General features: G+C 63.6%; 18 protein-coding genes. 11 read left to right on the forward strand and 7 right to left on the reverse strand.

Translation table 11 applies throughout. The features are described 5' to 3' along the window. Positions 1-241: 241 nt before the first annotated feature. The 4 genes from PWG15_RS00855 (at position 242) to PWG15_RS00870 (ending at position 6,569) form a co-directional block, all read left to right on the forward strand. Positions 242-4,066, forward strand: a complete 3,825-nt coding sequence (locus PWG15_RS00855; protein WP_275022619.1) for a peptidoglycan-binding protein — start codon at positions 242-244, stop codon at positions 4,064-4,066. A 339-nt stretch (positions 4,067-4,405) separates the two neighbouring features. Beyond that, a complete protein-coding gene (locus tag PWG15_RS00860) occupies positions 4,406-5,332 on the forward strand; it encodes a sulfite exporter TauE/SafE family protein (protein WP_275022620.1) in 927 nt (308 codons plus the stop codon). Next, positions 5,332-6,132 carry a TIGR02186 family protein gene (locus PWG15_RS00865; protein WP_275022621.1) on the forward strand — a complete coding sequence of 267 codons (801 nt, stop codon included), beginning with the start codon at positions 5,332-5,334 and terminating at the stop codon, positions 6,130-6,132. The genes PWG15_RS00860 and PWG15_RS00865 overlap by 1 nt, the downstream gene beginning before the upstream one ends. 200 nt (positions 6,133-6,332) lie before the next feature. After that, complete coding sequence (locus PWG15_RS00870) at positions 6,333-6,569, forward strand: Lrp/AsnC ligand binding domain-containing protein (protein WP_034797129.1); 237 nt, start codon at positions 6,333-6,335, stop codon at positions 6,567-6,569. Positions 6,570-6,617: 48 nt separating this feature from the next. On the opposite strand, the gene pdeM is transcribed toward PWG15_RS00870, so the two are convergent. Further along, positions 6,618-7,343, reverse strand: a complete 726-nt coding sequence (pdeM, locus tag PWG15_RS00875; protein WP_275022623.1) for a ligase-associated DNA damage response endonuclease PdeM — start codon at positions 7,341-7,343, stop codon at positions 6,618-6,620. 108 nt (positions 7,344-7,451) lie between these two features. Further along, positions 7,452-9,995, reverse strand: coding sequence for a ligase-associated DNA damage response DEXH box helicase (locus PWG15_RS00880; protein ID WP_275022624.1), 2,544 nt, complete (start codon positions 9,993-9,995; stop codon positions 7,452-7,454). Between the two features lie 108 nt (positions 9,996-10,103). Here PWG15_RS00880 and PWG15_RS00885 point away from each other — a divergent pair, with 108 nt between their 5' ends. After that, entirely contained in the window at positions 10,104-10,607 is a 504-nt protein-coding gene (locus PWG15_RS00885; protein WP_275022625.1) for an Rrf2 family transcriptional regulator, read from the forward strand. Next, entirely contained in the window at positions 10,579-11,055 is a 477-nt protein-coding gene (locus PWG15_RS00890) for a carboxymuconolactone decarboxylase family protein (protein ID WP_275022626.1), read from the forward strand. Before PWG15_RS00885 ends, PWG15_RS00890 begins: the two co-directional genes overlap by 29 nt. Positions 11,056-11,172: 117 nt before the next feature. Here the strand turns inward: PWG15_RS00890 and PWG15_RS00895 are convergent, their stop codons facing one another. Together PWG15_RS00895 and PWG15_RS00900 are read right to left on the reverse strand one after the other, a co-directional pair. Beyond that, entirely contained in the window at positions 11,173-11,808 is a 636-nt protein-coding gene (locus PWG15_RS00895) for a YitT family protein (RefSeq protein ID WP_275022627.1), read from the reverse strand. Positions 11,809-11,913: 105 nt separating this feature from the next. Next, complete coding sequence (locus PWG15_RS00900; protein WP_275022628.1) at positions 11,914-12,852, reverse strand: class I SAM-dependent methyltransferase; 939 nt, start codon at positions 12,850-12,852, stop codon at positions 11,914-11,916. A gap of 162 nt (positions 12,853-13,014) precedes the next feature. Here PWG15_RS00900 and PWG15_RS00905 point away from each other — a divergent pair, with 162 nt between their 5' ends. The 3 genes from PWG15_RS00905 (at position 13,015) to PWG15_RS00915 (ending at position 15,347) form a co-directional block, all read left to right on the forward strand. Further along, positions 13,015-13,281 (forward strand): DUF6460 domain-containing protein, encoded by a 267-nt coding sequence (locus tag PWG15_RS00905; RefSeq protein WP_275022629.1) that lies wholly within the window; start codon positions 13,015-13,017, stop codon positions 13,279-13,281. 2 nt (positions 13,282-13,283) lie between these two features. Then, positions 13,284-13,787, forward strand: coding sequence for a CAP domain-containing protein (locus PWG15_RS00910; RefSeq protein WP_275022630.1), 504 nt, complete (start codon positions 13,284-13,286; stop codon positions 13,785-13,787). A 204-nt stretch (positions 13,788-13,991) separates the two neighbouring features. Continuing rightward, on the forward strand, positions 13,992-15,347 hold the full coding sequence (locus tag PWG15_RS00915; RefSeq protein ID WP_275022631.1) for an MATE family efflux transporter: 1,356 nt from the start codon (positions 13,992-13,994) through the stop codon (positions 15,345-15,347). Here PWG15_RS00915 and PWG15_RS00920 read toward each other — a convergent pair. Both PWG15_RS00920 and PWG15_RS00925 read right to left on the reverse strand, forming a co-directional pair. Further along, positions 15,323-16,408: a quinone-dependent dihydroorotate dehydrogenase gene (locus tag PWG15_RS00920; protein ID WP_275022632.1), complete on the reverse strand. Its 1,086-nt coding sequence runs from the start codon at positions 16,406-16,408 to the stop codon at positions 15,323-15,325. The genes PWG15_RS00915 and PWG15_RS00920 overlap by 25 nt on opposite strands. Continuing rightward, entirely contained in the window at positions 16,405-16,752 is a 348-nt protein-coding gene (locus tag PWG15_RS00925) for a DUF952 domain-containing protein (RefSeq protein ID WP_173515525.1), read from the reverse strand. The genes PWG15_RS00920 and PWG15_RS00925 overlap by 4 nt, the downstream gene beginning before the upstream one ends. A 169-nt stretch (positions 16,753-16,921) precedes the next feature. Here PWG15_RS00925 and PWG15_RS00930 point away from each other — a divergent pair, with 169 nt between their 5' ends. Beyond that, entirely contained in the window at positions 16,922-17,341 is a 420-nt protein-coding gene (locus PWG15_RS00930; RefSeq protein WP_275022633.1) for a hypothetical protein, read from the forward strand. Between the two features lie 81 nt (positions 17,342-17,422). Then, on the forward strand, positions 17,423-18,073 hold the full coding sequence (locus PWG15_RS00935) for a response regulator transcription factor (protein ID WP_275022634.1): 651 nt from the start codon (positions 17,423-17,425) through the stop codon (positions 18,071-18,073). A gap of 66 nt (positions 18,074-18,139) precedes the next feature. Here the strand turns inward: PWG15_RS00935 and PWG15_RS00940 are convergent, their stop codons facing one another. Beyond that, positions 18,140-21,643 (reverse strand): PAS domain-containing hybrid sensor histidine kinase/response regulator, encoded by a 3,504-nt coding sequence (locus PWG15_RS00940; RefSeq protein WP_275022635.1) that lies wholly within the window; start codon positions 21,641-21,643, stop codon positions 18,140-18,142. Positions 21,644-21,799 lie beyond the last annotated feature (156 nt).

The following is a 21,799-nucleotide window of genomic DNA, read 5'->3' on the forward strand; positions in this document are numbered from 1 at the left end:
GAAAGGGTGTCGAAACCCGCATTCACGGCACAATGCTGCCAAATCGTTAAAAATCCTGGCCAGATTAACCGCTTGTTTACCACGTTTCGTGAAAGGTGCGTGTTGAGATGGTCAAAGCTGCAACCTGTCCTGGCGTCGCACCGTTGTAGTTTTGCCCGCGTCGGAAGCGCCACAGGGGTGAAGAAAGCTGTTTTCTTCCGTGACGTCTTTCGAGATGGCTGACGACAGGGGCAAGAACACAATGAACGGATCGCGATCAAATCCTCAGCGTGCAGGCAGTCAGTCCTTTAGCGAGCGGCCATCGCTCGACGCCTTGAACCGCACCATTGAGGGGCTCGAAGCACGCATCGAGGGCCTCATGAATGGAGCTGCACGCGAAGTGGCGCCTCGGCCGCCCGAGCGCCTTCCGGTCCGCGAACCAGCCAGAGAGCCCGCAACGCCCCGTGACGCCGTCGCCGAAATCATGCAGCGCCAGCGCAGCCTCAGCGCTACGCGCGAACGGCCGTCGCTTCGCGACCGGCTGCCGCAGCGCGAGCCGGAACGCTACACTCCTGAGCGCCCCATCTCCGATCGTTTCGCCGACGAGCCGCGCCAGCAGCCGCTTCACACTCAGCCGCAGCGTCCGTCCTCGGCCGTCAACGATATCGCCGAGGCGCTGGTCGGTCTGCGCCAGGACCTCAAGCGCGACATCACCGATGGCCTCACGCGCGAGATGAATTCGCTCAGGTCCGAAATTCGCGGCATCAAGGCCCAGGCGCAGGATCACAGCTTCGCCGAAGACGTGCGCGGCGACATGCAGCGCCTTTCCGACAGCATCCAGCAGCTCGGCCGCCAGGCGTCACCCGCACAGGCGGACGCGCTGCGTGGCGACTTCGACGAACTGCGTGCGATGATCGACGGCCTGGCGCGTGAAGACAGCATGCGCCGCATGGAAAACCGCTGGAATGGCGTCGAGGATCGCCTGATCGCGTTTGATCAGAACCGTGACGACGAACTGGTTGCGCTCGCCTATCGGCTCGACGAGATCAAGTCGCAGATCGGCTCGCTGAAGAGCAGCTCGGCCGTGGATGCGCTTGAGGACAAGCTGATCGCCGTCGCCGAGGCCATCGAAATGCTTGGCCGCCAGATCCAGCCTGATGACCGCCGCCTCGTTTCGCAGTTTGCAGACCTCGACAGCCGGCTCGATGAGATCAGCCGCGCCATCGCTGCCAACAGCCGCGCGGCAACCGGTCTCGACGGTGGCTTCGTCAATCGGCTGGAAAGCCGGCTTGGCGATCTCTCCCGCCAGATCGACAGCCTCTCGCGCCCGAATGATTCCGGCCTCGGCGCTCGCCTGGAAGCCTTGACCGCCCGGGTCGAGGACCTCGCTGGCGAAAAGGCGGCCGCCCGTCTCGAAGAGCGTCTCGACCAGCTTTCGCTGCTGATGGAGCGCAGCAACAGGACCGCGCAATCGGATCTCAACGATTATCTGTCGGACATTTCGCGCAAGATCGAGGCTCTGGACCAGGGCAGCGTCAACGACGCATTGGCCGAACGGCTCGACTATCTGGCACACCGGATCGACGAACTTGACGCCCATGGCGTTCAACCGGCCTCCGATCCGCGCTTCGACCGGCTGGAAGATCGCCTGGTCGGCATCGCGCAGCGTCTGGAAGAAACCCACGCTGCACCGTTCGATGATCGTGCCGCCCTGCAGAACCTCGAAGCGCAGATCGCCAATCTGTCGACGCTGGTCAGCCAGCCGCGCGCGGACGTTGTCGCGAGCGCCGTGCCCGTCGATTTCGAGAACCGCATGAGCGCGCTCGAGGATTACCTCTCGACCAGCGACGAATACATCGTCGAGGCTGCCCGCCAGGCGGCCGAAGCGGTGATGGAAGCCTATGCCAAGAACGGCTCTCCGCGGGGTTCCGGCGGAGATCTGGCCGCGATCTCGGCGCTTGCCGAAGATCTCCGGACGCTCGAAGACCTCAGCCGCTCCAGCGAGGAGCGCACCGCGCGCACCTTCGAGGCGTTGCACGAAACCCTCGTGCACATCGCCGACAAGCTGGAGCGCATCGAAAATCGCGAGCCGGCATTGTCGGTGCGCACCGAAACGCCGGTGGTGCGTGAACCGGTGGAAATGCCCAGAGCAAACCAGCCGGAATTCAACGATCCCTTCGCCGGCAACGATCTCGATGACCGTTACGAGGATCTGCAGCGCAACGTCCGCTCCCTGCAGGCCGAAGACCAGGCGGTGGTAGCCCAGACGGCCGAGCCGGCAACGGCCTTTGCCGATGATCAGCAGGTCTCGACCGTTGAAGTCGAAGACATGCGTGAACCGGCCGCTGCGGCCCGCACCGGCCTTCTTGCAGGCCTGACCCGGCGCTTCTCCGGCAAGCGGTCCGAGCCGGTGTCGGATCAGGCCCGACAGCTCGTCGAGCCGACCCCGTCGATTGATCCGTCCGAAATGCTTGCGCCCGAGGAAGCCAACCAGCTGCTCGAGCCGGGTTCCGGCGTTCCCGACGTCAAGAAGATCCTGGAACGCGTGCGCGCCGGGCAGATGAACAAGGCGGGCATTCAGCCGGCCGATGGCGACAAGTCGGATTTCATCGCTGCCGCCCGCCGTGCTGCCCAGCTCGCCGTCGAAGAGGCCGACACCCTGAACAAGGTCGGTCAGGGCGGAAAGACCTCCGGCATCGGTGGCGCATTTGCCCGTCACCGCCGGCCGATCCTGATGGCCGTCGGCGCTGTTCTACTGGCGATCATGTCCTATCCGCTGGTCAGCAACATGCTGAAGAAGCAGGAGACCGCACCGGTGGAGCCGGCCGCGATCATCGAGCAGCAGGCGGTGCCGGAATCGCGCGAAAACAAGATCGTCGACGACCTTCTGCCGCAGACCGCGGCCGTGGCCGTGGCCCCGGCTGAAACGCCGGTCACCGCAACCGAGACTGCTGTCGCAGCACCACTCGATTCCGTCGAAGCCCCGGCGAAGGTATCCGAAGCTTCGATCTCGGTACCGGCGACGGCCGTGCCGACGACCACCATTGCGACGCCGGCCGAAGAGAAGGCACCGATGCTTGCACCGGTCGCCGAAACGAAAGCCGGTTCGACGGCCTCAGAGTTCCAGCCGACGCCCGCTGGCAATGCGCCGGCCACCGGTGCGGCTCTCGTCAGTTCTCCGGCAGGCGGTGCGGCAACGACCACTCTTGCACCGGTGTCCGCGCCGAGCGAAATCGCGCTGCCGGAAGGTTTCGGCCCGGCGGCGCTGATCACAGCCGCCAAGGGCGGTGACCCGCTTGCGTTCTACGAAATCGGCGCCCGCTTTAGCGAAGGCCGTAGCGTCCCTGAAAACATGGCGGAAGCCGCCAAGTGGTATCAGCGCGCCGCCGACGCCGGTGTGATTCCGGCGCAGTATCGCCTCGCGAGCATGTACGAAAAAGGCATGGGCGTAACGCGCGACGCCTCCAAGGCGAAGGCGCTCTATCTTGCCGCCGCCGGCCAGGGCAACGCCAACGCCATGCACAACCTCGCCGTCATGCTGGCGAGTGGCCGTGATGGTTCGCCTGACTTTGCCGAGGCAACGAAGTGGTTCGCCAAGGCTGCCGAACTCGGCGTTCGCGATAGCCAGTTCAACCTCGCCGTCCTCTACGCGCGTGGCAACGGCGTGCCGCAGGACCTGACCGAATCCTTCAAGTGGTTCTCCGCCGCCGCCCGCGAAGGCGACATGGATGCCGCCGCCAAGCGCGACGAAGTTGCCAAGGCGATGAAGCCTGAGCAGCTCGAAAGCGCCAAGGCGAAGGCGGATGCCTGGAAGGTGCAGCCGGTCGACGCCAAGGCGAATACGGTTGACGTTCCGGATGCATGGGTCGGTCCGGCCAACAAGACCGCCAGCGTCGACATGACCAAGGCGGTTCGCAATATCCAGGCGATCCTCAATAACAACGGCTTCGATGCCGGCAAACCGGACGGCCAGATGGGCAAGAAGACCGTGGCTGCGATCAAGGCCTTCCAGAAGTCGGTCGGCCAGGAGCCGACGGGCGAGATCACCGAACAGCTGGTCAAGGAATTGCTGAAGCGCAATTCGTGACCTTTGGGCCTACGCCGTAATAAAGCCGCAGAGCCGGGCGACACGGGTTGCGGGTGGCGAAGCCGTCTGCCATGTGGCTGAAAAGGTTGAAATGTCAGGCCTGCTGCATAATTCCTTAATCGGAATCAGGCTAAGGAAGAACTGATGCAGCAATCAAGGTCCGGCAGTGGCCTTGGCACGTCCTGGCGGAAGCGCAACGCTGCAGGAGTGCATGACGGAAGCCGCCTCGCCCTCGGGAGAGGTGCCGGCCTTTCGAATAATCCCTCATTCGTGGTGAGTTGCTTGCCACACTAACCGGTTTGCCCGCATTGCGGGCCGTTGGCATATCGAGGACCCGGCGTGACGATCTATCTGCCCATCGCAGAGTTGTCGGTGAACATACTCATCATTCTCGGTATGGGCGCGGCAGTCGGCTTTCTTTCCGGGATGTTCGGCGTCGGCGGCGGCTTTTTGATCACGCCGCTCCTGATCTTCTACAATATTCCACCTGTCGTGGCGGTGGCGACCGGCGCCAACCAGGTGGTTGCCTCGTCGATTTCGGGCGCGATCACCCATTTCCGACGCGGCACCATCGATATCAAGCTCGGCACGGTGCTCCTGTGCGGCGGTCTTGCGGGTGCGACCGTCGGCGTCTGGCTGTTTTCGCTGCTGCGCCGCCTCGGCCAGCTCGATCTGGTGATCTCGCTGCTTTACGTCGTGCTGCTCGGCACCGTTGGTGGTCTGATGCTCTGGGAGAGCATCACCGCCATGCGCAAGGCCGCCAAGAACCAGCAGACGACCTTGCGCCGCCCCGGCCAGCACAATTGGGTGCACGGGCTGCCGTTGAAGATGCGTTTCAAGAAGTCGAAGATTTATCTGAGCGTCATTCCCGTCGTCGGCCTCGGCTTCTGCATCGGCATTCTGACGTCGGTCATGGGTGTCGGCGGCGGCTTCATCATGGTGCCGGCGATGATCTATCTGCTGCGTATCCCGACCAACGTCGTCGTCGGCACGTCGCTGTTCCAGATCATCTTCGTCTCGGCCTACACCGTCATCGTCCAGGCATCGACCAACTATACCGTCGACATCGTGCTCGCCTTCGTCCTGATGATCGCCGGCGTCATCGGCGCGCAATATGGCGTGCGCGTCGGCCAGAAGCTGCGCGGCGAACAATTGCGCGCGCTGTTGGCACTGCTCGTGCTTGCCGTCGGAATTCGTCTGGCAGTCGAACTCGTCATCCCGCCGAAGGACGTCTATTCGGTCGTATCAGCGGGGTTCGGTTTCTGATGCTCCGCTTCGCTCGCACAGCCCTCGCTCTTTTCGCCCTTGCCCTGGCGGCGCCGGCCGATGCCGCGCTTCAGGATGAAAATGCCGACTTCACCGAAAAGCTGGAGATCGGCATCTCCACCGACGAGATCGCCATCACCTCGGATTTTCGCGGCGCGGATCTGACGATCTTCGGCGCCGTCGATGGCTTCGACCAGGGCCTGTTGGCCCAGGGCAGGTACAATATCATCGTGTCCCTTGAAGGTCCGAAGGACAATGCGACGGTGCGCAAGAAGGAGCGCGTCTTCGGCATCTGGGTAAACACCAGCTCCATGACCTTCGAGCTGGTGCCGGAATCCTACTCGCTGTCCAGCACCCGCGATATCGAAACGATCGCGCCACCCGGTGAGATGGGCAACATGGGCATCGGCGTCGACCATATGCGGCTGGTGCCGCTCGGCTTCGTCGGCGACGGCAGCAATCTCGGCGAGTTCCGCAGCGCCTTCCGCCGTATCCGCGAGACGAGCGGCGTCTACGAGCGCGATCCGGGCGGCGTGCAGTTTATCAGTGCCAGCCTGTTCAAGGCCTCGGTGCGCCTGCCGGCCAACGTGCCGAACGGCGTTCATGTGGTGCGCGCCTATCTCTTCCGCGATGGGGTCTTCGTCGCCGCCAAGGCGCTGCCGCTGCGTGTCGTCAAGACGGGCCTGGAACAGTTCATTACCCAGGCGGCGCATCAGCAGCCGCTCTTCTATGGTCTCGTCGCCGTGCTGCTCGCAGTCATCACCGGCTGGGGTGCTAGCGTGATCTTCCGCAAGGAATAGTTGGGCCAGGCGCTTACCCTGCGTTTTCTTTTGCCCGGCGTGCGTTTAAAGAAAGGGCAGCAGGATGCTTCAGGGATAAAATACCCGGGCATCTCGAACATGTTGATCTGAACACGCCGCGCCGAACGCGCGCTGAAGTTCGAGAAGGCGATGCTTGGGCTCGTAGCGGCAAGCGACGCGACACAGACAGAGGAAGCTCGATGAAACCGATTTTTGTCCAGTTGCAGTGTGCTCCCGGCAAGACCTACGAGGTCGCTGACGAGATCTACCGCAAGGAAATCGTTTCGGAAATGTACTCGACCAGCGGCGACTACGACCTGATCATCAAGGTCTACATCGAGGAAGGTCAGGATATCGGCAAGTTCATCAACGACAACATTGCCACCGTGCCGGGCATCTCGCGCTCGTTGACGACGCTGACCTTCAACGCGTTCTGATCAAGGGTTCGGCGACGTGCGGAAGGAACCGCACGTTCTCCCCCGGCATCACGCGATCAGATTGGCGAACCGGACCGAATAGATCCGGTCGCGTCCGAGCATGTGGGCAACCAGCTTGTTGCGGTCGAAGAGGCCGGTCATCGCCCGGTGCCGAAGGTCCAGCCCGCCAGTCGTGACCCCGAATGCCGGCATCAGCATGCGCGCGCCATCCGTCGCAAAGCAGGCGCGGCGCACGGCCCTTTCCCGTCTCACCACTGTCGCTGCCGGGTGCAGATGGCCGGCGATCTCGCCGACGGCGTCGCCGCGCTTCGGCTCGTGCCGGAAGATGAGCCCCGCATGGCCGAGTTCGTCCATCGACGCGCCCGGAAGTCCGAAAGCGCCATCCGGGTCATGATTACCGTTGATCCAGACCCATTCGCGCCCGAGCGCCATCGCCGCGATCATGTGCCGGAAGGCGTCCGGCATCACGGCCGAACCGACGCGGTCGTGGAAATTGTCGCCGAGGCTGATGACGAGTTTCGGGTCGTGGCGCGCGATCGCGGCTTCGAGCACGCGCAATGTCGCAAGCGTATCATAGGGCGGCAAAAGCATGCCGCGCCGGGCGAAGGCGGAACCTTTTTCCAGGTGAAGATCGGAAACGACGAGTGTGCCCGTCTCCGGCAGGTAGAGACCGCCGAGCGGATCGCATATGCCTTCCACGCCGTTCACGACGATGCGCGCCGAGATCGGCGTGGCGTCAGTCACCGGCGAAAGGGCATGGGCAAGCCTGTTCATGCATCGTCTCTTCATATGCCGCCGGCAAAGACCGGCCTTCCAGATTTCGTACAACGAGACAGGAAGGGCGTTTGGCCCTCCGGTCCGCAGTGATCACTCGTCAGCCCCCTAGACCGGCTCGCCACCCATCGCCTCGTGGATCAGGTCGTCAGCGGCCTCCGAAAGCAGGAAGTCCTGCGCTTCGCCCTGGATCATTTCCTTGCCGATCTCAAGCATCACGGGCACGGCCAGCGGCGAGATCCGGTCAAGCCGTCGATGGGTGATGTGGCCCTTGATTCGCTTCAGCATATCCCCGAGGCGAGCGATGTCCAAAAGCCCCGTTGCCGCATCATTGCGGGTCGCCTCGAGCAGGAGATGATCCGGCTCGTGCGCGTGCAATACGTCGTAAATGAGGTCGGCGGAGACCGTCACCTGTCGGCCGGTCTTTTCCTTGCCGGGATGTCTTTGGTCGATCAGGCCGGCAATCACGGCGCAATTGCGGAAGGTGCGTTTCAAGAGGAAGGATTCGTTGAGCCACGCTTCGAGGTCATCGCCGAGCATGTCTTCGTCGAAGAGATCGGCGAGTGCGCCGCGCCTGAGCTCGAAGGTGGCGCCGAGATCGTCCAGCGCCCAGACGGCGAGAGAATAGTCGGTGGCGACGAAGCCGAGCGGCTTCAGCCCGGCGCGGTCGAGGCGGCGGGTGAGCAGCATTCCGAGCGTCTGGTGCGCCAGTCGTCCTTCGAAGGCATAGGCGACCATGTAGTGGCGGCTGCCGCGCGGGAAGGTCTCGATCAGGAGCTCGTCTTCGCGCGGCAGCATCGAGACGTCCTTCTGCAGCGCCAGCCAGTCGCGCACCTGTTCCGGAAGCACTGCCCGGCGTGCCGGGTCGGCGAGCATCTTGCGGACCTGCTGCGCCAGGTAGGTCGAGAGCGGAAATTTGCCGCCGGCATAGCTCGGCACCTTGGGGTCGAACGTGAACGCCTGGCTGACGAGGCACTCGCTCTCGCGGATGCCCTCGAAGCGCAGCACCTTGCCGGAAAACATGAAGGTGTCGCCCTGGGAAAGCATTTCGAGGAAGTACTCCTCGACCTTGCCGAGCGCCATGCCGCCGCGGCCGAGCGAGCCGCGCTGGTTGCGCTTGACCATGCGCACGTTGAGCATCGGCGACTCGACGATGGTGCCGACGTTCAGGCGGTATTGCTGCGCCACCAGCGGATTGGAGACGCGGTAGAGCCCGTCCTTGGTCTTGCGGATGCGGGCGTAGCGCTCATAGGTCTTCAGTGCATAGCCGCCGGTCGCGACGAAATCGATGACCCGCTCGAAGGTCTCCCAGGCGAGCGCCGTGTAGGGCGAGGCACTGGTGATCTCGTCGTAAAGCGACAGCGGGTCGAAAGGTGCGGCGCAGGCCATGCCGAGCACATGCTGGGCCAGCACGTCGAGCGCGCCTTTGCCGACGGGCGGCGTGTCCTGGGCGCCGACATAGTTGGCGTCGAGCGCGGCCTGGCATTCCATCACCTCGAAGCGGTTGGCCGGCACCAGGATCGCCTTTGACGGTTCGTCCATTCGGTGGTTGGCACGGCCGATGCGTTGAGCAAGGCGGCTTGCGCCCTTGGGTGCGCCAACATGCACGACGAGATCAACATCGCCCCAGTCGATGCCGAGATCGAGCGTCGAGGTCGCGACGACGGCACGCAGCCGGTTCTCGGCCATCGCCGCCTCGACCTTGCGGCGCTGGGCGACGTCGAGCGAACCATGATGCAGCGCGATCGGCAGATTGTCGTCGTTGTTCGTCCAGAGTTCCTGGAAAAGCAGCTCTGCCTGGCTGCGGGTGTTGACGAAGAGCAGGGTGGTGCCGTGTTCCTTGATCGCCTGATAGACGTCGGGGATCGCATAGCGTGCCGAGTGTCCGGCCCACGGCACATGCTCCTCCGTTTTGAGAATGGAGATCTGCGGCTTGGCGCCGCCCTGGACCTGGACGAGACCCGCGTGCCGGTCCGCACCCGGCTCTTGCGGCGCGAGCCAGCGCTGCAGGTCCATCGGGTCGGCGACGGTTGCGGACAGGCCGATCGTCTGCAGGCCGGGTGCAAGGCGGCGAAGCCGCGCCAGCCCGAGGGAGAGCAGATGGCCGCGCTTGGACGTGACGAGCGAATGCAACTCATCGAAGATCACGTAGCGCAAATCTTTAAAGAACCGCGTCGCCTCGCCATTGGCGAGCAGCAGGGCCAACTGTTCTGGTGTCGTCAGCAAGATGTCCGGCGGATTGAGTTTCTGCCGTTGCCGTTTGGCGGTGGGCGTGTCCCCGGTGCGGTTTTCGACACGCACCGGCAGCCCCATTTCGCCGACCGGCTTCAACAGGTTGCGCTCGATGTCGACGGCAAGCGCCTTCAGGGGCGAGATGTAGAGCGTGTGGATGCCGACGAAGGCGGAGCCCGGCGGGATCTTGCCGCGGCGGGTGAGATCGACGAGCGAGGGCAGGAAGCCGGCGAGCGTCTTGCCCGCGCCCGTCGGCGCGATCAGCAGCGTGCTTTCCCCCGCCTCGGCGCGTGAGAGCAGCTCGAGCTGGTGCGCACGCGGCTGCCAGCCTTTTTCGCTGAACCAGCGCAGAAAGGGGGCGGGCAACGTCAGGGCATCGCCCTGCGGCTCTCTGGAATCGATCCTGTTCACGGAGAACAAAGGTAGATCAAATCCGCCAAAAGAGAAGCCCGCCTGCAAGGCGCGATACGCCCGATTGACTCCCTCCTATATCGTAGATAAAAAATATCCATGATTTAGGAGGTTTCCATGAAACTCGGTGATGGGGTCGAGCAGGCCATTCACAGCGTGACGATGCTGAGCTGTCTTCAGCCGGGCAGCACACTGTCGGCGGCTGCCCTTGCCGAGTTCCACGGCGTCTCCACCAGCTATCTGCTGAAGCACCTGCAGGCGATGTCCGGAGCAGGACTGTTGGAAGCGGTGCCGGGGCCGAAGGGCGGCTATCGCCTCGCCCGCACGCCTGAGAAAATCACCCTGCTCGACATCGTGCTCGCGGTCGAGGGGCCGGAACCGGCGTTCCGTTGCAACGAGATCCGCCTGCGCGGTCCCAACCCCTATGCCTGCAAGCCGACGGCACCCTGCACGATCAATGCCGCCATGCTGAAGGCCGAGCAGGCCTATCGTGCCGAACTCAGGCGCGTGACCATCGCCAGCATCATGGAAGACCTGAACGCCAAGGATGACGGCAGCATTGCCGCGAGAACCAATGCGTTCCTTGTGATCAATGAACGCCGGTCAGCGGCCGGCGGTTGAGGTCGCCGCGACCGCCCCGGATGCCTACAAGGCCGTTGCCGCGCTGGACAAGTACATCGTCAAGGACTCTGGCCTGGAGCCTCGCCTCATTCACCTGATCAAGCTGCGCGCCTCGCAGATCAACGGCTGCGCCTACTGTGTCGACATGCATGTGAAGGAGGCGCGCCATAGCGGCCTCAGCGAGCAGTGGATTCACCTGATTGTCACCTGGCGTGAATCGCCGATCTACGACGCGCGTGAGCGCGCCGTGCTTGCCTGGACGGAATCTCTGACAAATATCGCCCAGACGCGGGCGCCGGACGAAGACTTCGAGCCGTTGAAGGAGCACTTCACCGAGGCCGAGATTACCAAGCTCACGATCGCGATCGGGGTGATCAACACCTGGAACCGGATTGCTGTCGGCTTCCGATCGCAGCACCCGATCGACGCGCCGGCAAAGGCAGCCTGAGATCGCCGGAGTAAACGGACAGATAGCCCCGAGGTCCGCTTCGGGGCTATCTGGTGTTAGAGCATCCTGCCTTCAGGTCGGACACCTGGGGCTGAGCGATGCTCTAGAATTGAAGTGCTAGAGCGCGATGTAGCGGTCGGCGCGGTGGTTGATGGCAACGAACAGGTTGAGCACGACCGCGCCAAGCACCGACCAGGCGACGACCGTGGGCGAAGTCACGCCAAAGGCGACGACGAGCACGACCATGTCGATTGCCAGCTGCACGAGGCCGGCGCGAATGCCGAAGCGCTCCTGCAGATAGATGCCGAGAATGCCGACGCCGCCGAGGCTGGCGCGGTGGCGATAGAGCGCGAGCAGGCCATAGCCGAGAAGCAGGCCACCAAGCAGCGCCGCCCAGGCCGGCTGGATCGTGCCGATCTGAAAGAAGCGCGACTGGATGTCGGTGAGGAAAGAGGTGATGCCGATCGCAATGAAGGTCTTGACCGTAAAGGCCGGACCGAGCCGCTTCAGCGACAGATAGAAGAACGGCAGGTTGAGCAGGAAGAAGGCAAGGCCGAAATTGATGCCGAATGCATAGTGCAAAAGGAAGGCGACGCCCGCCGTGCTGCCGGTGAGCAGGCCGGCGCTTGCCAGAAAATAGAGGCCAAGTGCTGCAATCAGGCTGCCGGTGAAGATGCCCTGCAGGTCCTCGACGGCCGTGTGCCGGGTCGGGCTGGTGTTCCAGAGACCGAAAACGCTGCTGATCTGGGCCATGGCAAATCCTCGATTGCGATGGCAAAGCAATGCTGCAACGCACAAAAACAATCAAGAAAAATATGTCAGTTATGCTGACCTATTTTTGCGACTCTGCCTTGCGTTTTACGCAGGCTTGCGCGCCAGGAACAGGATGCCGAAAACGGGTTCGCCGGCATCCATGCGGATAGCTGTGCGCTCGATGGTCAGCAGTTCCAGCCCATGTGCGCTGCAAAGGCCGCGGACATAGGCTTCGCTATGGGCGTAGCGCAGCGACGGCCGCAACAGAAACTCCTGGCCTTCTCCCGCATCCTCGACGGAAAAGGCGAAGTAGCCGTCGGGGGCAAGCAATTGGAGGGTAATGTCGAAGACGCTGTCGAGATTGCCGAGATACATTAAAACGTCGGCGGCGCTGACGAGATCGGCCCGGGCAGGGGCGAAGTTGCCGAAGATGCCGGAAGCTTCCGGCGAAAGAGAGAGATCGGCGCGCGCCAGCCGATCGTAGGTGGATTTCGCCTCGGCCTTGGCGAGCATGTTGATGGAAATGTCGAAACCTTCGAGAAACTGCGCCTGATCCCGGATGCGTTCGCCGAAGAGGCCGGTACCGCAGCCGAGATCCGTCACATGCTCGAAGATCAGGCCCCCGGTGTGGTTTCGGATCAGTGCGGCGAGCTTCTGCGGCACGGTATAGCCGAGCTTTTCCACCAGCGCCTGGTCGAAGCGGTCGGCATAGTCGTCGAAGAGGCGCTCGACATAGAGGCTCGGCGGCTGTTCGGGAACCTCGACCGCACCGAGCAGCGCCAATTTGAGGCCTGCGCCAAAGATATCCTCGGGCGTCAGCGCCAAGGTTTTTCTGAGCGCTTCGATCGCTGCCTCTTTCCGGCCAGATTTTTCCTCATAGTCCGCGAGCCGAAACCAGCCGGCAGCCCAGTCCGGCGCCCGTTCCAGCGCTTGCTCCATGAGTTCGGCAGCGCTTCCGGGCTCACCGCCCTCGGCAAGCATCTTTGCGTAGTCGGCGCGGCGGTCGGCGATCAGGTCGCCGGAGGAGAGCTGGTTGAGCGTCATCAATGTGAGATGTTGGTTGCGATCAGCGCTTCTGACGCCGGATGCGGCAAAATACAAGCGGAATCTGGCGTGATCCGAGGCTTTGGCGGCGTGCACCCTGTCCTGCGACTTGCGACCGTGCCGATCGCGGCTTATGTGAAGACAAACAGGAGAAGTTCGCGGATGTCGGACGGAATGAACAGATTTTTGGGCGACTCACCGCTGCGTGTGCTGGTCAAGCTCATCGTGGTGTCGATCCTCGTCGGCTTCGTGATGAGGATGTTCGGCTGGTATCCGACCGATATCTATTTCGCCGTCCGCAACTTCCTGCTCGACCTCTGGTACACGGGCTTTTCGGCGCTCGGCCGGGTTGGCGACTACCTGCTGCTCGGTGCCGTGATCGTCGTTCCGGCTTTCGTCATCCTGCGCGTGCTGAGCTTCCGGCGTTGACGATGCAGGGCCGTTTTCTTCTGATCGAACGCCGCGGCCTGCTGCGGGCCACCGCCATCCTCTCGCTCGGCGCGCTGGCCGGCTGCACGACGTCAAAGGTGCTGATGCCTGAAAGTGGCACCGGCAGCGACCAGACCGAGGCGAGCCTCGGTTACGTCAACAAGCTGCGCAAGGGCAAGGGGCTTTCGCCGCTCGTGGCGGATCACGCCGCCTCGGCCGCCGCGATGAGCCAGGCGGCCCGCATGGCCAAGGTCGGCAAGATGCAACACCTGATCGGCTGGAACGACAGTTTCTACGATCGGATGAAGGGCCAGGGCGTAACCTTGCCGGCAGCCGAAAACATCGCCATGGGCCAGGACGACGCCGAGCGCGCCTATGACGCCTGGTACAAGTCGCCGAAGCACCTCGAAAACATGCTCGGCAACTATCGCGGCCTCGGCGTTGCAGTCGCCCAGAACGACGCCTCCGGCAACCGGCCCTTCTGGGCCATGGTGCTGTCGGGCTGACTGCGACTTGGCGGCCGACCGCCATCGACTGTGCCCCTCATCCCCCCTGCCGGGACCTTCTCCCCGCAGGCGGAGGGGAAAGGGGGTGCGTGGCGCCCGCGCGTACCTGCCGCAACCGCGTTCGATGGCGCACGGCGCGCTTGCATCCCCCTATGCACTTTCCCTAAAACGGTCATCGCTCACCCAAACCACCCGGATCGTTCGATGACCGCTTCTCCCGCTTCGCCAAGCGATTCCGCCGGCGCCTTTCACGTCACCCATCGGCTGGTGCTCGCGATCGCGCTGCCGATGACGCTCGGCTTCCTGACGACGCCATTGCTGGGGCTCGTCGACACCGCCGTCGTCGGCCGGATGGGCGAGGCGAAGCTTCTAGCCGGGCTCGCGATCGGCGCCATCATATTCGACCTGATCTTTACCACCTTCAATTTCCTGCGCGCCGCCACAACCGGCCTCGTTGCTCAGGCCTATGGCCGCGGCGACCGGCATGAGCAGCAGGCGGTGTTCTGGCGATCGCTGATCATCGCGCTTGTCTGCGGCGCGGTCAGCATTCTCCTCTCGCCACTCCTGCTTTCAGGCGGCCTTTGGCTGATGGGGCCCGAACCGGAGGTGGCGGCGGTGACATCCACCTATTTTCTCTGTCGCATCATTTCGGCGCCGGCGGCGCTCGCGAACTACGCCATCCTCGGCTTCGTGCTTGGCCGCGGCGAGGGCACGATCGGGCTGATGCTGCAGACGCTGATCAACGGCATCAACATCGTGCTGTCGATCCTGCTCGGTCTCGTGCTCGGCTGGGGCGTGATGGGTGTGGCGCTTGCAACCGTCACCGGCGAGATCATCGGTGCACTGGCCGGCTTTGCTATCGTCTATGGCCGCTTCGACCGCAGGGATGCGCCGAGCTGGGCTGAGATCTTCGATCGCGAACGGTTGAAGCCGCTCTTCGGCCTCAACCGCGACATCATGATCCGCTCCTTCGTGCTGCTCGCCGCCTTCACGCTGATGACGCGCATCGGCACGGCCTTCGGGCCGGTGACGCTTGCGGCAAACGCAGTGCTGATGACGATCTTCCTGGTCGCCGGCTACTATCTCGACGGTCTTGCCAATGCGGCCGAGCAATTGATCGGCCGCTCGATCGGCGCCCGCTATCGCCCCGCCTTCGATCGTGCGCTACGGCTGACGGCCGCCTGGTCGCTGGGGCTCGCTCTGGTCACCACCATCGTCCTCCTGCTCTTCGGCGATCAACTCATCAATCTGTTGACGACAGCCACCGACGTTCGCGCGGCCGCTTATGCGTATCTGCCCTGGGCGGCGGTGACGGCGACCACGGGCGCGCTCGCCTTCCTGATGGACGGCGTCTTCATCGGCGCCACCTGGTCGCGCGAGATGCGCAACATGATGATCGCGGCTTTTGTCGGCTACGCGGCTGCCCTCGCGATGCTCGTGCCTGCCTTCGGCAACCACGGGCTCTGGGCCGGCCTCAACCTCTTCCTCGTGATGCGCGGCCTGTTCCTGCTTTCGAGAATTCCCTCGAAGGCGCGTCAGACGTTTCGGCTGGCCCAGTAGTCGAGGCGGCTATCTCGGATATCGCGGATCGAGCCGAGCCGCTCGCGGTCGCAGAGATCGGAAAGGCCGCGCACGATGCGGCCGGGCAGCGCAGGGCCCTCATAGACCATGCAGGAATAGAGCTGGACCAGATCGGCGCCCGCGCGGATCTTTTCGGCCGCGGTCTCGGCCGAGCTGACACCACCGACACCGATGATCGGCAGGTTTGGTCCGACGCGCTTGCGCATGCGGGCAAGCACCGCCGTCGACTTTTCAAAGAGCGGCTTGCCGGAGAGGCCGCCCGCTTCCTTCGCCTGGTTCTGATCCTTCAGACCGTCTCGCGACAGCGTCGTGTTGGAAACGATCAGGCCATCGAGGTTGTGGGCGAGCACTTCGGCCGCGATGTCGTCCATGCCCTCTTCCGTCAGGTCGGGTGCGATCTTCAGGAACACCGGAACGTACCGGTTGCTGCGGCGGGCTTCCTCGTCGCGCGCGGCAAGCACGGCCGACAGCAAGGCCGCGAGGCTCTCGCGCGCCTGCAGGTCGCGCAGGCCAGGCGTGTTCGGCGAGGAGATGTTGGCGGTGAAGTAGCGCGCGACCGAATAGAAGGCGTGGATGCCGTTCACATAGTCGGCAACGCGGTCGGCGCTATCCTTGTTGGCGCCGATATTGACGCCGATCAGCGCGGTGCGCGAGCAGGCCTTGAGCCGCGCCAGTGCTGCGCCATGGCCTTCATTGTTGAAGCCGAGCCGGTTGATGACGGCCTCGTCCTCGACCAGGCGGAAGATGCGCGGCTTGTCATTGCCGGACTGCGGCTTCGGCGTAACGGTGCCGATCTCGGTAAAGCCGAAACCGATCTTCAGGAGCGCTTCCGGAACTTCGGCATTCTTGTCGTATCCGGCCGCCATGCCGATCGGGTTCGGGAACTCGATGCCGGTGATCGTCTGGGAAAGCCGCTTGTCGGCTTTGGAGGGACAGCTCGGCACGAGCCCGGTCTTCAGCGCCTTGATCGACAGGCCATGCGCGGCCTCGGGATCGAACAGGAAGAGGCCGCGACGGGCGAGATTGGTAAGCGGGTTCATGCGTCAAGTTCCGGGAAGATATGCAAGCCATCGGCGCCGAGCGGCAGGGGCTTTTCCCAGACCACGGCAGAGAGGAAGAGGGGGGCGTAGAGATGCGGGAAGAGGGCGCCACCGCGCGAGGGCTCATAGACCAGTTCCTCGCCGAGCGCGTCGCCGTCGACGGCAACCAAGAGCAGGCCTTCCTGCCCCTCGAAATGCCGCGCCGCCGTCTCGACAGCCTGTTCGGCGGTGGAGAAGTGGATGAAGCCGTCGGCGAGGTCGACGGGTGCGCCGTCGAAGCGTCCGCTGCGCTTGGCTTCCTGCCACAGCGAGGCCGGAACGATCTTGTAGATGATGGAACCCATTGTGCCCGTCTGTCCCCGTAATCTTCTGTCGTGGCCTTGCCGCAAATATCGGCGATTGTCCATCGCAGAAGGGCGTCGATTCGCGCATAATCCTTGGTGAAGATCGATTTCGCTCTTCCCGTTCATGTGCCGAACGTCATCCGGCAAGGACCGCAACGGAGAGGACGTCATGAGAAAAGCGACTGTTGCACTTCTGATCGGAGCCGGCCTGGCATCCGCCGGCATCGCCTCGGCCCAGGACCCGGCGCCTGGCCGCTACAGCATGCAGAAATCCGAGACCGGCATTGCCCGGCTCGACACCCAGACGGGCGAAGTGTCGCTCTGCCAGGAAAAGGACGGCCAACTCGTGTGCCGCATGGCCGCCGACGAGCGTGCGGCCTTCGAGCTGGAAATCGACCTGCTGACGAAACGGGTCGAAGCCCTGGAAAAGGCAGTCAAATCCGGTGAAAGCGTCGCAAAACCGGACCTTCCGGCAGACGAAGAGATTGACCGGGCAATGGGCATCATGGAAAGAATGATGCGCAAGTTCATGGATATCGTGAAGGATCTCGAAGGCAGCGACCCCGCGACGGAGCCGCAGAAGACCTGAGATGCCGGATCGGCCATGCGGAATGCGGATCGACGCGTGGAGGCGCGCAGGTCGCAGACCGGGCTCTTGGGAGGGAGCGACATGACGCCGGACATGACCATCATCATCGCGGACGATCATCCGCTGTTTCGTGGCGCGATGCGCCAGGCCTTGAGCGGCATGGACGGCGCGCCCGCCATCGTCGAGGCTGCTGATTTTGCCGCCGCGCGCAAGGCCGCAGCCGACTATCCGGATGCCGATCTCCTGCTGCTGGACCTGACGATGCCCGGCGTCAGCGGCCTCTCCGGTCTCATTGCCCTTCGCGCCGAGTTTCCAAGCCTTCCGGTCATGGTGGTCTCCGCACACGACGATCCGGCGACAATCCACCGCGCGCTCGACCTCGGGGCCTCCGGCTTCCTGTCGAAGTCGGCCGGTATCGAGGAGATCCGTGATGGCATCGAGAGGGTGATGGCCGGGGAGGTCTTCGTACCGGCCGGTTACGACCAGGCACAGGAATACGAACCCGAAGTCGCCGATCTGCTCCAGCGGCTGCAGACGCTGACGCCGCAACAGTCACGCGTCCTCAGCATGCTGGGCGAGGGCCTGCTCAACAAGCAGATCGCCTATGAGCTCGGTGTCTCCGAGGCGACCATCAAGGCGCATGTCTCGGCGATCCTGTTGAAGCTCAATGTCGATAGCCGCACCCAGGCGGTCATCCAGCTTTCGAAGATCGGCACCGTCGCCGCCGCCTGAGGCGGTTGATCGAGCGCTACGGCGATCCTTCTCGATCGGGTGTGCCGCGAAAAGCGCCGAAGGCGCTCATTCCGCAGCCGCTCGCGCCGCCGTCGAAAGTTGTGTCAGCCACGCCCGCATCGCTGCCGGCCTTACCGGCTTGTTCTGGATCGAAATGCCGTCGCGCTCGGCCGCCGCGCGTACTTCCGGCGTACGGTCGGCCGTCACCAGCAGGGCGGGGATCGCCTCGCCCGTGGAAAGCCGGATCTTCGCAATCGCATCGATGCCCGTGCCGTCGTCGAGATGATAGTCGGCGATGATCGCGTGCGGTTTATCCGCCGGTTGTCCCGTCAGCTCGGCGCAGGCGGCAACCGATTCCGCCGTGCTGACGACACAGCCCCAGCCCGACAGCAGCACCTTCATGCCCTCGATAATGCGTGGTTCGTTGTCGATGCACAGCACACGCAAGCCGTTGAGCGCCTCGCTCGCCTTATTGGCAACGACTGGGCGAACTGCGACCCGTTCGCCGGCGCTTACGTCCAGTGGCAGCGTCACCTTGAAACCCGTGCCTTTGCCGGGCGTCGATTGCAGGCTGACCGGATGGTTGAGCACGCGCGAGATGCGATCGACGATCGATAGGCCGAGGCCGAGCCCGGAAGCGGTGCGGGCGCCCTCGTCGAGCCGGGCGAATTCCTTGAAGACCGTCCGGAACTTCGACGAAGGGATGCCGATGCCGGAATCGAGCACCTCGATCGTCGCCATCGCGCCATGCCTGCGCACGCCGACCAGCACCTTGCCGGTGAGCGTGTACTTGATCGCGTTGGAAACGAGGTTCTGCACCACGCGGCGTAAAAGGTTCGGATCGCTGCGCACGGTAAGCGAGGTCGGCATGACCACCAGTTCGAGATCCTTGGCGCGCGCGATCGGCGCGAAATCGGTCTCGATGCGGCGAAGCAGATCGTTGAGCGGGACGGATTGCAGCCGCGGCTTCATGGCGCCGGTGTCGAGGCGCGAAATATCGAGCACGGCGCCGAGAATGGCCTCGACCGATTCCAGCGAGGAATCGATGTTCTCGACCAGCGTGCTGTTATCGGAATCGCCAAGCCGTTCGACCAGCGAGGACGAGTAGAGACGGGCGGCATTGAGTGGCTGCAGGATATCGTGGCCGGCGGCGGCAAAGAACCTTGTCTTGCCGATATTGGCCTCTTCCGCAGCCGCCCGGGCTTCGGCGAGTTCGCGGTTCACGCGGGTCAGTTCACCGGTGCGTTCCTCGACACGCAGTTCCAGCGTCTCGTTTGCCTGCTTCAGCGCCATGTCGGCGGCAACGCGCTGGGTGATGTCGGTATAGGTGGTGACGATGCCCTTGTCGGGCATGGCATTGGTGCGCACCTCGATGATGCGCTCGCCATTGCCAAGTTCGAGCAGGAAGGGCTTGTCGAGCGTCAGGAAGTTGGCGATCAACCCCTTTTCCTGGTCCTTGCGGATGTCGCCGCGCTTGGTGAGGATCGAAACGATATCGGCAAGCGGAAAGCCCACCTGGCCGGCGGCTTCAGGCAGATCGAGGAGCTGGCGGAAGCGCCGGTTCCAGATGATCAGATTGTTGGCGTTGTCGAAGACGGCGATGCCCTGGTCCATCTGCGAGAGCGCGGTCTGCAGCATATCCTGATTGTACTGCAGCGCTTCGCTCGCCTGATCGAGCAGCCAGGCCGTGTCCGAGGAGGTATCATCGCCGCGCTGCAGGACGAGCGAAAGCACCAACCGGGCCGAAGAGGACCCGATGGCACTGCCGAGCAACTGCTCGGAAAAATGCACGACTGCCATGTCCGCTGGCGCATTGTCGTCCAACCAGCGGCCGGACTGGCGCTCATAGGTGTGGAAGGAGCGCTGCATGCGCTCGGTGCCCATGTAGCGGCCGATCGTCGCCTTGAGATCGCGCACGGTGACCTTGGTCTTGCGGCCGCGGAAAGTGCCTTCGGTGCGCGACCGCCGGGTGATGAAGATGCCGGCCTGAAAACGCTCGATCGGCTTGGGCGTCCGCGTCAGCGAGCCCAGCACATAGGCGCTGCAGTTGACGAGCAGGCTCAGCGCCGTGGCATTCACCAGCGGGTCGGCGCCGGGGCCTGAGAAGAGGTCGGTAAAGGGCAGCAGGAAGCTCAGCACCGTTGCCGCGACCTGGGAATTATCCGGCCCGCCGAGGCTCGGCAGGAACAGAAGATAGGCCCAGACGAAGAAGCCGGAGACCATGCCGGTGATCGCGCCGCGCGCATTCGCCTGGCGCCAGATGAGGCCGCCGAGCATGGCCGGCGCCATCTGGGAGATGGCGACGAACGACAGAAGTCCGAGCGAGGCAAGTCCGGCGCTGATATCGGCGGAGCGGTAGTAGCCGTAGCCGAGCAGGAGCACGACGAAGATCGCCGAGCGGCGGATATTGAGCAGCGTGCCCGCCAGGTTTTCCTGCAGCCCACCGCGCTGACTGAGATTGCGGCGCAGGAACACCGGCATGACGATGTCGTTGGAGATCATGATCGACAGCGCTACGGAGGCGACGATCACCATGGCCGTTGCTGCCGAAAAGCCGCCGATGAAGGTAATCAGCGTCAGGAGCGGCAGGCCGTTGGCGAGCGGCAAGGTCAAGAGGTAGAGATCCGCGTCGCCGGAGCCCGAGAAGGTGAGGAGGCCGGCGATCGCGATCGGCAGCACGAAGAGATTGATGCCGATCAGATAGAGCGGAAAGAGAATGCCGGCGGTGCGCAGTTCCCCTTCGGTGCGGTTTTCGACGACGGTAACATGGAACTGCCTGGGCAGCATGATGATCGCGAAGGCGGAGGTGACAATCAGCAGGATCCACCGGGCCGTCGGGGTCTCATAGGAAAGTGCGGATTGCACCGCTGGGCTCTCGGTGGCCAGTGTCCAGAGATGCGCCGGGCCGTTGAAAATGACGAAGACGATGTAGAAGCCGGCGGTGACGAGCGCGATCAGCTTGACCAGCGATTCCATCGCGATCGCCAGGATCAGCCCGTCCTGATGTTCGGTTGCGTCCGTATGGCGCGTGCCGAAGACGATGGCGAAGCAGGCGAGGAACAGGGTGACGAGTAGGGGCAGGTCGATGAAGCTCTGCCCCGCGCCGATGCCGTAGTCGCTGGTGTTGATCATCGCCGCGACGGAGCTCGAAATCGCCTTCAATTGCAGCGCGATATAGGGGATCGCGCCGACCAGCGAGATCAGCGCGACGATGGCCGCCACCGCCGGGTTCTTGCCGTAGCGGGCGGCGATGAAGTCGGCGACGGAGGTCAGCTTCTCGGTCTTGGCAAGGCGGATGATCTTGCGGATCAGCGGCATGCCCAGCGTGAACATCAGGATCGGCCCGATGTAGATGCCGGTGAACTCAAGCCCGCGCTCGGCCGCAAGCCCGATGCCGCCGAAATAGGTCCAGGACGTGCAATAGATCGCAAGGCTGAGCGCATAGACGAGCGGTCTGCCTTTCAGCGCAGCGCTTTTCCTCCTGGCCCGCCGGTCGCCGTAGCTCGCGACTGCAAACAGCAGCAGCAGATAGGCGAAGGCCGAGGCAAAGATGACCGAACCCGAAAGCATGCCTCACTCCTCCGGCGCAAAGCATAGGACAAGTCCGTCAGGTTGAGAATTGCCCCGCGCATGAGTCTTAAGTCCAAGGTGCTGCAAGAGAAAATAGCCGTGGAATGCGGAAGGACATTCGATCCTGCAATTGGCGGGCGTGATTTGACCAAAGGC

Source organism: Ensifer adhaerens (assembly GCF_028993555.1).
In the GTDB taxonomy this organism is placed as follows: Bacteria; Pseudomonadota; Alphaproteobacteria; order Rhizobiales; family Rhizobiaceae; genus Ensifer; species Ensifer adhaerens_I.

Excerpts from the sequence above, each read along its gene's own strand:
- PWG15_RS00855 (WP_275022619.1), top strand. The coding sequence starts at position 242 with ATGAACGGATCGCGATCAAATCCTCAGCGTGCAGGCAGTCAGTCCTTT.
- PWG15_RS00865 (WP_275022621.1), top strand. The coding sequence starts at position 5,332 with ATGCTCCGCTTCGCTCGCACAGCCCTCGCTCTTTTCGCCCTTGCCCTG.
- PWG15_RS00870 (WP_034797129.1), top strand. The coding sequence starts at position 6,333 with ATGAAACCGATTTTTGTCCAGTTGCAGTGTGCTCCCGGCAAGACCTAC.
- pdeM (WP_275022623.1), bottom strand. The coding sequence starts at position 7,343 with ATGAACAGGCTTGCCCATGCCCTTTCGCCGGTGACTGACGCCACGCCG.
- PWG15_RS00885 (WP_275022625.1), top strand. The coding sequence starts at position 10,104 with ATGAAACTCGGTGATGGGGTCGAGCAGGCCATTCACAGCGTGACGATG.
- PWG15_RS00890 (WP_275022626.1), top strand. The coding sequence starts at position 10,579 with ATGAACGCCGGTCAGCGGCCGGCGGTTGAGGTCGCCGCGACCGCCCCG.
- PWG15_RS00895 (WP_275022627.1), bottom strand. The coding sequence starts at position 11,808 with ATGGCCCAGATCAGCAGCGTTTTCGGTCTCTGGAACACCAGCCCGACC.
- PWG15_RS00900 (WP_275022628.1), bottom strand. The coding sequence starts at position 12,852 with ATGACGCTCAACCAGCTCTCCTCCGGCGACCTGATCGCCGACCGCCGC.
- PWG15_RS00905 (WP_275022629.1), top strand. The coding sequence starts at position 13,015 with ATGTCGGACGGAATGAACAGATTTTTGGGCGACTCACCGCTGCGTGTG.
- PWG15_RS00910 (WP_275022630.1), top strand. The coding sequence starts at position 13,284 with ATGCAGGGCCGTTTTCTTCTGATCGAACGCCGCGGCCTGCTGCGGGCC.
- PWG15_RS00915 (WP_275022631.1), top strand. The coding sequence starts at position 13,992 with ATGACCGCTTCTCCCGCTTCGCCAAGCGATTCCGCCGGCGCCTTTCAC.
- PWG15_RS00920 (WP_275022632.1), bottom strand. The coding sequence starts at position 16,408 with ATGAACCCGCTTACCAATCTCGCCCGTCGCGGCCTCTTCCTGTTCGAT.
- PWG15_RS00925 (WP_173515525.1), bottom strand. The coding sequence starts at position 16,752 with ATGGGTTCCATCATCTACAAGATCGTTCCGGCCTCGCTGTGGCAGGAA.
- PWG15_RS00930 (WP_275022633.1), top strand. The coding sequence starts at position 16,922 with ATGAGAAAAGCGACTGTTGCACTTCTGATCGGAGCCGGCCTGGCATCC.
- PWG15_RS00935 (WP_275022634.1), top strand. The coding sequence starts at position 17,423 with ATGACGCCGGACATGACCATCATCATCGCGGACGATCATCCGCTGTTT.
- PWG15_RS00940 (WP_275022635.1), bottom strand. The coding sequence starts at position 21,643 with ATGCTTTCGGGTTCGGTCATCTTTGCCTCGGCCTTCGCCTATCTGCTG.